This is a genomic window from Bacteroides sp. AM23-12, assembly GCF_003434395.1.
Taxonomy (GTDB): Bacteria; Bacteroidota; Bacteroidia; order Bacteroidales; family Bacteroidaceae; genus Bacteroides; species Bacteroides thetaiotaomicron.
On the sequence record NZ_QTLF01000012.1, the window covers coordinates 92,723 to 104,939 of the forward strand.

Below are 12,217 nucleotides of genomic sequence, written 5' to 3' on the forward strand. Positions count from 1 at the left end.
ATGGAAAATATGAATCCGGAATCATTGCTCCGAAAAGCGCAGGCATTAGGAGAGGATATTAAGGAAATGGAGTCTATTGATGTAATGGGTGCCTATCAACAAGCACAGACCCAAATAAAGACAAACAGAAGAAGGAGTATGTATAATCAGTTGATGCGTTATGCTGCATTCTTGACTATACCTTTATTACTTTCTTCTTTGATTTTGGGATATTTATATTGGGGAGCAACGGATACTGAAGAGAAGTATGCAGAAGTCATGGCGGCTACAGGTTCAGTCATTCGTTACGAACTTCCTGACCATTCGGTTGTCTGGTTAAACTCCGGTAGTACTTTACGTTATCCTACCGTTTTTAAGAAAGATAATCGTAATGTTGAATTAAAAGGTGAAGCCTATTTTGAAGTAGAAGCGGACAGGAAACGGCCTTTTTACGTCAATACTCCTGCCGGGTTAAGTGTCTATGTGTACGGAACCAAATTTAATGTGAATGCTTACGAAGATGATAATAGTATAGAAACGGTATTAGAAAAGGGTAAAGTAAACGTTATTTCACCGGACGGAAAAACAACAGTTCAGTTAGCTCCAGGAGAACGATTGCTTTATAATAAGGTAGATCAGAAATTGTTGAAGGGAAAAGTGGATGTTTATGAAAAGGTGGCATGGAAAGACGGTAAGTTGATATTCCGCAATGCCGAGTTGGGTGAAATATTCAAACGGCTGGCACGGCATTTTAATGTAGATATTCAGTTTAATAATATATCGGGAAAAGAATATAAATATCGTGCGACCTTCCGTAATGAAACACTGCCACAGATATTGGATTATCTGGCTAAGTCTGCTGCCTTGAAGTGGAGAACTGAGGAGGCGGTACAACAGGCAGATGATACATTCACAAAGAAAAAGATAATAGTAGATTTATATTAGTAACCATAAAAATGAGAATAGCCTATGAGATAACACAAAGATCGTAAAAAAAGGAAGAAAGCTGCTACCAACAGCTGTCTTCCCCCAATTTTTCAGATTCGCGGTAAGGAGTCTTGCAAACGCTAACCGGAATCAAACCACAGTTCATTATAGTAATAAACTTTAGTTAACCGCAAATGTATGAAAAAAAATCATTCATTTATTGCATTATATCCTAAATATGCTTTAAATCTAAAACTACCTTTAGTTATGAGGATTAGTCTGGCACTACTTTTTGCAGTCGTTTTACAACTATCTGCAGAGAATGGCTATGCTCAACGGACGCATGTTGCCATTTCTATGAACAATGTATCTGTAGAACAGGTACTGAATAAAATAGAAGAAGCTTCCGATTATGTTTTCCTTTACAATGACAAAACGATTCAGAAGAATCGTATTGTTTCTGTGAGAAATAAATCAGGTAAGATTCTGGATATTCTAGATGATATTTTTAAGGGGACCGATATTACGTATACCGTAGTTGACAAGCAGATTATTTTATCGACTAATAAAATGCAACTTGTTCAGCAGGAAGGACAAATCCAAATAAAAGGAGTTGTGAAAGATGCTGGCGGAGATCCCTTGATCGGTGTGAATGTGAAAGTGAAAGATTCTACGGTCGGTACTATCACCGATATAAACGGAAACTTTACGCTACAGACCAGGAAAGGAGATATTCTGGAAATTTCTTATGTGGGATATGCCACGAAAACAGTAAAGGTACAGAATGCCCAAGTTCTGAATATTGTGCTGACAGAAGATACAGAAGTACTGAATGAAGTCGTTGTTACTGCATTGGGTATCAAGAAGGAAGCTAAATCTTTGTCATACAATGTACAGCAAGTAAGCAATGCCGAGATTACACGCATTGCAGATGCCAACTTCGTCAATAATCTGAACGGTAAAGTTGCGGGTGTTACAATTAACTCATCTTCAGCTGGTGTCGGTGGCTCTTCACGTGTAGTGATGCGTGGAACCAAATCATTGAATGGTAATAACAATGCTCTTTATGTGGTTGATGGTATCCCGATGAGTGATATGAGTGCCGCTTCTACACAGCCTACGGACTCATACGAAGGTGCCGGTCAGTCCGGTGATCCTATTTCCGGTCTGAATCCCGAGGATATAGAGAGTATCTCTGTTTTGAGTGGACCGTCAGCTGCAGCTCTTTACGGTAGTGCCGCTGCCAATGGTGTTGTGATGATTACTACTAAAAAAGGTAGGGAAGGACGTACTTCAGTCAGCATATCCAATAATACGACTTTCTCCGCTCCTCTTGTCTTGCCCGAATTTCAAAATACTTATGGGCAGACAGAAGTGGGTAGTTACTACAGCTGGGGCAGTAAATTGAATACGCCGAGCAGCTATGATCCTAAAGACTTCTTTCAGACAGGTGTGAATGTAACAAATGCTGCCAGTCTTTCTACAGGTACTGACAAGAATCAGACTTACTTATCTTTAGGTACTACCAATGCCAAAGGTATTATCCATAATAATGACTACGAACGTTACAATGTCACTGTCCGTAATGTTGCCAAGATGCTGAAAGATAAGCTGACTCTTGACCTGAGTTTTATGCTTAGCTCTGTAAAAGAACAAAATATGACCTCTCAGGGACTTTATTATAACTCGTTAGTACCTCTTTATCTATTTCCTGCGGGAGATGATTTCTCCAAAGTACAGGCATATCAGCGGTATGATTCGGAACGAAATTTACTGACTCAGTACTGGCCTTACAGCACAAGTCTGGCTTTACAGAATCCATACTGGATTACCGAGCATATTAAAATACCTAATCATAAGAACCGTTATATGGCAACTGCATCGGCAAAATATGAATTTGCTGACTGGATTAATGTAACAGCCCGTGCCAAAATGGACCGCAACAACGAACGCCGTGAGCGCATGTATGATGCCGGAACAAATACTTTGTTTGCTTCTAAATACGGTTATTACTCCAAGAGTAATATCGAGAATCAACAGATATACGGTGAATTATTGCTGAATATTAATAAGTACTTTGTCGATAATACCCTAAATGTAACAGCTAATGTGGGTGGGAACTTTGAAAACAATGATTATCAGTCTGATTATTTCGGAGGCAAACTGAAGTCGGTAGCCAACCTCTTTACTTTTGGCAACGTGGATACTTCAGAGAAGAATCTGGCCAACCAATATGGCTATCATTTGAAAAAACGCGCCATATTCGGTAGTGCTCAGATCGGTTACAAGTCTATGGCTTATCTGGATGTGACGGCTCGTAACGACTGGTCATCTACCTTCAAAGGGACGAATACCGGTTCTTTCTTCTATCCGTCTATCGGTCTTTCGGGGATTATCACAGATATATTCCGTTGCAGTACGGATATTATGCCATACATGAAAGTACGTATTTCTTATTCGGAAGTAGGTAATTCACCGGATGTATTTCTGGCTATTCCGACTTATGCGTTGGTTGATGGCGTTCCTGTTACTCAGTCCCGACGTCCTAACCCCAATCTGAAGCCGGAACGTACCAAATCATGGGAAGCCGGATTTAACTTTGTCTTCTTCAAGAACCGTTTGAGATTGGATGGATCTATCTATCAGTCACGTACCTACAATCAGTTCTTTGAACGTACCCTTTCTTCTACTACCGGCTATAAATCGGAAGTAGTCAATGGCGGTCGTGTAGATAATAAAGGTATCGAATTGTCTTTGCGTTTTGAGGACAAATGGGGAAATTTTGGCTGGAGTTCGTATCTGACCTATTCATTGAACCGAAATAAAGTGGTGGAATTGCTGCGCAACTATGAAGATCCTTATACGCACGAACTTACTTCTTTGGATAGAATTGATATGGGCGGGACAAGTATGTATAAAATGATACTGACAGAAGGCGGATCTATCGGCGATATTTATGTGAATACGCTTCGCACGGACGAACATGGAGCTATCTATGTCCATCCTTCGGACCAGGTTGTAGTTACTCAGCCTGATGAATTTGTAAAGGCTGGTAATAGTGCTCCTAAGTATAACCTCGGTTGGGGAAACACATTCAGTTACAAAGGGCTTTCATTGGGATTCCTGTTCACGGCACGTGTCGGTGGTGTAGTTGTATCACAGACACAGGCGACGATGGACGCATACGGCTCTTCAAAGGCTACAGCTATTGCCCGTGATAATGGCGGAGCCATTGTTAACGGTCGTCCAATCGGTGCGGAAGATTACTATACGAAAATTGGAGGTGCAGGTGCTCAGGGTGGTATTGGTTCTATGTACACCTACAGTGCGACTAATGTCCGTTTGGCTGAGTTATCGTTAGGCTATGATATTCCTATCAACAAGTATGTGGACTGGATTAAGGGGTTGAACGTATCTTTCATCGGTAAGAATCTCTTTTTCCTTTATAGAAAAGCTCCGTTCGATCCGGAACTGACAGCAAGTACAGGCACTTACTTTCAAGGTATCGACATGTTTATGTCGCCAAGTCTGCGTAATTTGGGATTCTCTGTGAAAGTTAATTTCTAATCAAACTTATAAATTGTAGAAGATATGATATTAAATAAAATACTATCATGGAACAAACTTTCCATTCTCGGGATATCTTTGATGCTATTAAATAACATTTCGTGTATCGACTATGAGGATAACGTAAATCCGAATGAAGTCACCGAGGAAATGATGGAAGTAGACAACTTGAAGACGGGTGCTTTCTTTTCGCAAATGCTGCGTCGGGTTGTAATCATAAATGATGGCGACAAGCTCGACTCTGACTATCAGATTGCTCAGAACTTATCGCATGACCTTTATTCGGGCTATATTGCCGCTACCTTAGGATCTACCAATCATAACGGGCAGTATAACTTTCAGGAACAATGGGTGAATGCCACTTTTGATTATGCCTATACCGGAATTATGGCACCATGGCAAAGTATTCACAAAATAGCCACTGAACAGGAACTGCCGGAAGTTGACGCATTGGCTACCATCGTAAAGGTAGAAGGCATGCACCGTATTGCTGATACATTTGGTCCTATTCCATATGTAAACTATGGCTCTTCCAGCTTATATGACGCATTGGATTTGGTTTATAATAAGTTTTTTGAAGAACTGGATAATGCTATCGAAGTATTGAGCAATTATGTGAACGGAAATGTGGATGCTAAGCTGATGAGTGACTATGACTGTGTATATGGGGGGGACGTAGAGAAGTGGGTGAAGTTCGCCAACACACTGCGTTTGCGTCTTGCTATACGTGTTTCATATGCGAATCCCACACTGGCAGAAGCACAGGCAAAGAAGTCGATGGAAAACATGTTCGGCTTTATCGAAAGTAAAGCGGAACGTGCCGAACTTTCGCATAATTCATTGGAATATCATCATCCGTTGCACGAGATTGCCTATAACTTCAATTCGGGTGACTGTCGTCCGGGTGCTACCATCGTAGCCTATTTGAACGGACTGAATGATTCGCGAATCAGCTCTTATTTTACAGCAGCCGATGACGGTGAATATCATGGCGTACGTATTGGTATCACAACAAGCAATATGAGCAATTATCAAGGCAATAAAATCTCTAATCTGAATATTAACCGTGCTTCTACTCCGGTAGTATGGATGACGGCTGCCGAATCGTTCTTCCTGCGTGCCGAAGGTGCATTACGTGGCTGGGATATGGGTGGAACGGCCAAATCATTCTATGAGCAAGGTGTACGCATGTCGTTTGAGGAGAATAATGCCGCCGGTGTAGACGATTATTTGGCTGATCATACTTCGACTCCGGGTGCTTTTGCAGACAATGTGGGTAGTGATAATTATACTTTCAGCAGCAGGGTTACTCCTGCATGGGATGATAATGCCGGATTTGAAGCTCAGTTGGAACGCATCATTACACAGAAGTGGATTGCCAATTATCCCGACGGTCCCGAAGGCTGGAGTGAATATCGTCGTACAGGCTATCCGGAAGTTATTCCTGTAGTAAGAAACAGTAGTAATGGTACGATTGATACCCAGTTACAAGTCCGCCGTCTGCCTTATACACGCGACGAGAAGATCAACAATGCTAGCGGCGTTGCCAGTGGTATATCGGCTTTGGGTGGTAAGGATACGGGTGGAGCTAAACTCTGGTGGGACAAAAAATCCCGATAACAGGAGAATGGACATTGTTTAATTCTAAAAACACTAATTACGATGAAAACAAAAATAACAGGTTTACTGACTTTCCTTATCGGAACATTCTTTTTCTATAGTTGTGATACCGATGTGGAAGCGTTAGAAATTCAGAAGCTGAAAACATATGACGAGCAGTATTTTGAGAATCTGCGTGCTTTCAAGAAAAGCGATCATGAGATAAGTTATGCTTATTACGAAGCGTGGTCACCGATTGAAGGTGTGACAGGCTATAAAGATCCCGCGTCGTGGGGTGAACGTATGGTAGGACTACCTGACAGTATAGATATTGTAAATCTTTGGATGGGAATACCGACAGCAGAGACACATCCGATAGCATATGCGGATATGCAATACTGCCAGCGGAAATTGGGTACACGTTTTGTCATGCATGCCGATGCTTCTCATTACAGACACCAGTTTACCGTTGATGGGGTTGATTATGATCTTAGCCAGAATAAGGACGATGAAGCGATGGCTGCATATGCAAAATGGATTGTGAATCAAGTGTTGGAACCGGGACTTGATGGAGTAGACGTTGACTGGGAAGGTTGGAGTGGTTCCGATTTGGTCAGATTGATAAAGGAACTTGGCAAGTATTTTGGTCCTGAAGGCGAACAGCCGGATAAGTTGCTTATCGTTGACTACTTTAGTGGAACACCACCAACAGACATCATACCTTATTGTGATTATATCGTTCAACAGGCTTATAGTGATCAAGTGGGGTTCTTGACTCAACCCAGTAACTTTCCACCCGAGAAGATGATTTACTGCGAATCGTTCGGAGTATTCTATGCCGATGGGGGACAACTTATGAACTATGCACGTTGGGAACCGTCGAAAGGCCGTAAAGGCGGTTGTGGAGTATTCTACTTAGGAAGAAATTATTATTCTTCATCGGGTATACCTTATAATGAATTCCGGGAGGCTATTCAGATAATGAATCCTGCTGTAAATGAGTAAACAATGAATAAATAAGAATCATGATGAAAACATATATATTTAAACATTCTTTGTTGGGAGTTATATTAGGTTTATCCATTCTGGGTTGTACAGAAGGTGATAAGTTTGATTATAACAAGAATATGGCTTTTATTACAGGGACAGAGACTACTCCTGTAACCAAGTTTGTGGTAGAAGATACCCCTTCTTCGTATGCCGTCACTGCTTCTACTACTGATAAAGTAGATAAAGACGTAAATGTGAAGTTTGCCATTGACAGGTCACTGGTAGAGACATATAATAATGAACATAATACTAAATATTATGCGATTCCGGAGGGCGCTGTGACTCTTGAAGATGCTGATGCTGTGATTCAGGCAGGTAAAGCGTTTTCTACTCCTGTTACAGTTAAAGTTATTTCTACCGAAGACTTTGCAGAAGGGCGAGTATATGTAGTTCCAGTTACTATGGTAGAAGTGGATGGACTTGAAATATTAAAACCTTCGAAAACTATTTTCTTGCAGATATCTCGTGTTATTCATTTCACCTCATTGAATATCAGCAATACGAATCTTTATAGTAACTTTATTTTCTCAGATGATAAGAAACAGGAATTGTCTAACTTCACCTATGAGATCAAATGCTATTCTCAAGAGTGGCATCGTATAGCTCGTCTGTGTAGTTTCACTTCTGCTGACGAACAGCGCTCAAGTATGCTGCGATTTGGAGAAAATGGATTAGATATCAATGCCTTGCAGTGGGTAAGTCCAAGTGGAAGTATTGTATCGAGTACACGTTTTAGCACTGATCGTTGGTATATGATCTCGTTGACATATGATGGCAGTAAACTGACTATGTATGTAGACGGAGTGAAAGATGCACAAGGCGATGGTGATGGTAAACCGGTCGATTTCCAGCGTTTTGAACTAGGAATGTCGTGGACGGGATATCGCGGATCTCAGTATTTTCGTGGCCGTATTGCTGAAGTTCGTGTCTGGAACCGTGCTTTGAGTACAGGCGAACTACAGATGAATCTTTGTGGCGTTGATTCACAATCAGAAGGTTTGGTTGCATACTGGAAAATGAATGAAGGCGAAGGACACATCTTTAAAGATGCAACAGGACATGGCTATGATATGGATTGGACGAACACTGCCCGTGAAATAAATGAAGGAGCTGGATTAACATATAATCTGAATTATAGCAGTGCTATTGCATGGGACAGTGATGATAATAACAGATGTAACGAGTAACGAAATAAATGATTGCTATGAAAATAAATACGCATATCTTAGGATTGTTGGTTGTAGTCGGATTATTTAGTCTTCAGTCTTGTGATGACGAAAGTTACGATATCGAAGGAAGCAACCAAAATTATGTATATATTAATGTGAACCGTTGGACTTCAACAGAATATCCTCAAAATACATTTGTCTATGAAGTGTTGAGAACACCGATTGGCTCTAGTTTAGAGAGTGGACCGGAAATAGTTAAGGTAGGGGTACGCTCTACTAAAGTTGCCTCTAAAGATATAACGGTTACTTTGGATATTGATAATTGTGCATCCATAGGTGAATTTTCTTCTTTCCCTGACGGGGTAAAAGTAACCTTGGATAAAAAAGAACTCGTGATTCCTGCGGGAAGTATGCTTTCTTCTGATTCAGTTACTATTGAAATAGAGGATGGAAAGTGGAGCGAGTTTGTCAATACAAGTTATCTTTTACCGCTAAAAGTAACATCGGTATCGAATGCGGCATTGAGTGAAACTCATTCCTCTGCTTATCTCGCTGTTAGCACCTCTTTTACGAATTGTGTTCCGGGAGCAACGAGTGTGGAAGGCACATTAATTAGTGATAGAAGCGCGTGGACTGCCACTAACAATGGTGTAGATGTTGGAACAACTCTGTTCGACGGAAATACAAGGACTTATCCGTCTCAGGATGCCAGTTCTACCGTTATTGTTAATTTGAATGGCGTATACCAAAACATAACAGGAATTCGATTACAGTATTATTCCCGTAATTATAGTTTGTCCAGTGCCGCTGTCTATACAAGTGAAACAGGAGGTGAAGATTATGAGTATCAGGGAAACGTTACTTTCTCTCGTGCAACGCCGCAATATATTCGTTTCTATGGAGCTGTGAGTGCTCGATATGTCAAACTTGAATTATTGCCGTATAGTAGTGGATATGGGATTGTTTTGTCTGAGTTTGATATGTATCAGAATGAATAAACGGGATTGATGAAAGTCTCTTATAATAGCTAATGAGTTATTATGAGAGGCTTTTGTTTTAAATGAAAAAAAGTATGGTGCTGCGCTTTATTATATTGATTTGTTGCATTAATTTGTATTTGGTTGCCTCGTACGCACAGACTCTTTCTGACGAACTGGTGTTCGAAGAACGTGTCTTTGATTTTGGAGAAATAAAGGAAGAAAATGGACTGGTTTCACATGAATTTGAGTTTAAGAATGTCAGTCAAAAAGTTATTTCTATCAATGGAGTAACAAGTGGCTGTGGTTGTGTACAGTTTGAATTTCCTAAAGAACCGCTCCGGCCGAATGCTACAGGTAAAGTGAAAGTGACTTACAACCCGGCCTACCGACCGGGCTTCTTTAGTAAAGAAGTAGTTGTTTTGAGCAATAACAATGCTAATTACAACCGCATTTGGGTAAAGGGCACCGTCATTCCCTGCAAACATCCGGTATCAGAGAACTATCCGTATGAGTACGGTAGCGGACTTTGGATGAATTTCGAAGTAATGGCATTCGGTACCATAGGCAAAGGCGGCACGAAAACAATGAAACTGAAATACGTAAACGATACCGATAATGATATACAGCTTATGTTTGTCGTTATAGGTGGTAATACAGATCTTAAGTTTACCAGTCCCCGTCAGGTGAAAGCCCGTGAAGAAGGTGTGATGCCCGTTGAATATCAATATTCCGGCAGCTTTCCGACCGAAACACGTGTCTATCCTGTGATCAACGGGCGGGCATTAATGAAACCGCTGAAGATAACATGTACCAATCCGGTTGATTAGTAATATAATATTTCCTATCTTAGCACCGGCAAATAAAATAACCTGAAAAGATAAAACTATAAATGAATCGAACACCATGAAGAGAAAACCAATCGCAACCAGTATTTTTACAGTAGTATTCAGTCTACTTTTAACAGGATGTCAGAGTGTTTCGGCACCGGAAGCTATTTTACCCGTTCCTCAGGAAAAGCAAGTAAATTGGCAGAAGATGGAAACATATGCCTTTGTACACTTCGGTCTCAATACCTTCAATGACCGTGAATGGGGTTATGGCGACTCTGATCCGAAAACGTTCAATCCTGCTCGTCTGGACTGCGAGCAATGGGTGCAGACATTTGTCAATTCCGGTATGAAAGGAGTAATCCTGACTGCCAAACATCATGACGGCTTTTGTCTGTGGCCTACACAGCTTACCGAATACTGTATTAGAAATACCCCTTACAAAGACGGTAAAGGTGATATTGTACGCGAACTTTCCGATGCCTGTAAGAAGTATGGAATCAAATTTGCCGTTTATCTCTCTCCGTGGGACAGGCATCAAGCCAATTATGGAACGCCGGAGTATGTAGATTATTTCTATAAGCAGTTGCATGAATTGCTCACTAATTATGGTGATGTTTTTGAAATCTGGTTTGACGGAGCCAACGGAGGAGACGGTTGGTACGGAGGAGCGAAAGACGCACGTACGATCGACCGCAAAACATACTATGATTACCCGCGGGCTTATAAGATGATCGATGAACTGCAACCGCAGGCTGTGATTTTCTCAGACGGAGGGCCGGGCTGCCGTTGGGTAGGAAATGAGAATGGATTTGCCGGAGCTACTAATTGGTCTTTCCTTCGGGCAGGCGAGGTATATCCGGGATATCCCAAGTATCGGGAATTACAGTACGGTCATGCCGATGGAAATCAATGGGTCGCTGCCGAGTGTGACGTTTCTATCCGTCCGGGATGGTTCTATCACCCAGAGGAAGACGACAAGGTAAAAACAGTCGATCAACTGACGGACTTGTATTATCGTAGTGTAGGTCATAATGCGACTTTATTATTAAACTTTCCTGTAGACCGCAACGGTTTGATTCATCCGACCGATTCATTGAATGCTGTTTCATTTCATCTGAGAGTTCAGAAAGAATTGGCAGATAATTTATTGAGCAGTGCAAAAGTATCAGCTTCCGACGAGCGTGGAGGACAATTCAAGGTTCGTGCCGTAACGGACGGAAAGTACGATACTTATTGGGCAACCAATGACGGAGTGACTACCGCCGATCTGACTTTCACTTTTAGTCAGCCGACGAAGATGAATCGGGTAATGATTCAGGAGTATATACCTTTGGGACAAAGGGTTAAATCCTTTGTTGTAGAATATAAGAAGGGCGATCAATGGCTGTCGGTTAAATGCAACGAAGAAACCACAACCGTAGGATACAAACGTTTGTTACGCTTTGAAATGATCGAAACAGAAGAATTGCGTATACGGTTTACGGATGCTCGTGCATGTTTGTGTATCAATGAGGTCGGGGCTTATTACGCTCCCGATGCAACGGAAAATTATACACCGGCAACCTCAGAACTGAAAAGTTTCCCCTTTACAATTTTGGGAGTGGATATGGAAGAAGCAAAGAAATGTAGTGACAAGGACGATCAGACTACCGCTCTAATCTCAGGCAAGGAAATCATGATTGATCTTGGCGAAAATCGTACAATCCATTCATTCTACTATTTACCTGATCAAAGTGAATATAGTAAAGGGTTGATCTCATCATACGAATTGTCTGCCGGTATTACCGAAGAGGCGATGCAAGTCGTAGCACAGGGAGAATTCTCGAACATCCGTAATAATCCGATTCTTCAGAATATGTACTTTAGTCCGGTTGAGGCTCGCTATTTTAAGTTAAAAGCGACTCGTATGGTAGACGAAAGTGATTCTTTGGGAATAGCGGAAATTGGGTGTCGATAGCCTCTCTCTAGAATATTTTTTGATTTTATCTGCAATATCTGCCACCTGCTTGTTTATTAGGTGATTTATAGTGGCTTATAGTGTTGCAGATACCTGTTGCAGATAATTTATCTGCAACATAGGGATTATTATATCTTTGTGTGATCTCTTGATGGATTC

8 protein-coding genes are annotated in these 12,217 nt (G+C 41.2%); all 8 read left to right on the top strand.

The genetic code is table 11. The features are described 5' to 3' along the window. The 8 genes from DW640_RS12370 (at position 1) to DW640_RS12405 (ending at position 12,058) form a co-directional block, all read left to right on the top strand. Entirely contained in the window at positions 1–924 is a 924-nt protein-coding gene (locus DW640_RS12370) for a FecR family protein (protein ID WP_008766780.1), read from the top strand. A gap of 249 nt (positions 925–1,173) precedes the next feature. Continuing rightward, positions 1,174–4,473, top strand: coding sequence for a TonB-dependent receptor (locus DW640_RS12375; RefSeq protein WP_117578274.1), 3,300 nt, complete (start codon positions 1,174–1,176; stop codon positions 4,471–4,473). A gap of 24 nt (positions 4,474–4,497) precedes the next feature. Then, positions 4,498–6,093: a RagB/SusD family nutrient uptake outer membrane protein gene (locus DW640_RS12380; RefSeq protein ID WP_048692447.1), complete on the top strand. Its 1,596-nt coding sequence runs from the start codon at positions 4,498–4,500 to the stop codon at positions 6,091–6,093. Positions 6,094–6,135: 42 nt separating this feature from the next. Then, on the top strand, positions 6,136–7,077 hold the full coding sequence (locus tag DW640_RS12385) for an endo-beta-N-acetylglucosaminidase family protein (RefSeq protein WP_008766777.1): 942 nt from the start codon (positions 6,136–6,138) through the stop codon (positions 7,075–7,077). 20 nt (positions 7,078–7,097) lie between these two features. Continuing rightward, entirely contained in the window at positions 7,098–8,309 is a 1,212-nt protein-coding gene (locus tag DW640_RS12390) for a DUF1735 and LamG domain-containing protein (protein ID WP_225700179.1), read from the top strand. 17 nt (positions 8,310–8,326) lie between these two features. Next, entirely contained in the window at positions 8,327–9,289 is a 963-nt protein-coding gene (locus DW640_RS12395) for a BT_3987 domain-containing protein (protein ID WP_032813528.1), read from the top strand. Between the two features lie 62 nt (positions 9,290–9,351). Then, a complete protein-coding gene (locus DW640_RS12400) occupies positions 9,352–10,098 on the top strand; it encodes a DUF1573 domain-containing protein (RefSeq protein ID WP_080669203.1) in 747 nt (248 codons plus the stop codon). Between the two features lie 76 nt (positions 10,099–10,174). Beyond that, positions 10,175–12,058, top strand: coding sequence for an alpha-L-fucosidase (locus tag DW640_RS12405; RefSeq protein ID WP_016268135.1), 1,884 nt, complete (start codon positions 10,175–10,177; stop codon positions 12,056–12,058). The last annotated feature ends 159 nt before the right edge of the window (positions 12,059–12,217 follow it).

Coding starts and splice junctions, on each gene's coding strand:
- DW640_RS12370 (WP_008766780.1), top strand. CDS start 1: ATGGAAAATATGAATCCGGAATCATTGCTCCGAAAAGCGCAGGCATTA.
- DW640_RS12380 (WP_048692447.1), top strand. CDS start 4,498: ATGATATTAAATAAAATACTATCATGGAACAAACTTTCCATTCTCGGG.
- DW640_RS12390 (WP_225700179.1), top strand. CDS start 7,098: ATGATGAAAACATATATATTTAAACATTCTTTGTTGGGAGTTATATTA.
- DW640_RS12385 (WP_008766777.1), top strand. CDS start 6,136: ATGAAAACAAAAATAACAGGTTTACTGACTTTCCTTATCGGAACATTC.
- DW640_RS12405 (WP_016268135.1), top strand. CDS start 10,175: ATGAAGAGAAAACCAATCGCAACCAGTATTTTTACAGTAGTATTCAGT.
- DW640_RS12395 (WP_032813528.1), top strand. CDS start 8,327: ATGAAAATAAATACGCATATCTTAGGATTGTTGGTTGTAGTCGGATTA.
- DW640_RS12400 (WP_080669203.1), top strand. CDS start 9,352: ATGAAAAAAAGTATGGTGCTGCGCTTTATTATATTGATTTGTTGCATT.
- DW640_RS12375 (WP_117578274.1), top strand. CDS start 1,174: ATGAGGATTAGTCTGGCACTACTTTTTGCAGTCGTTTTACAACTATCT.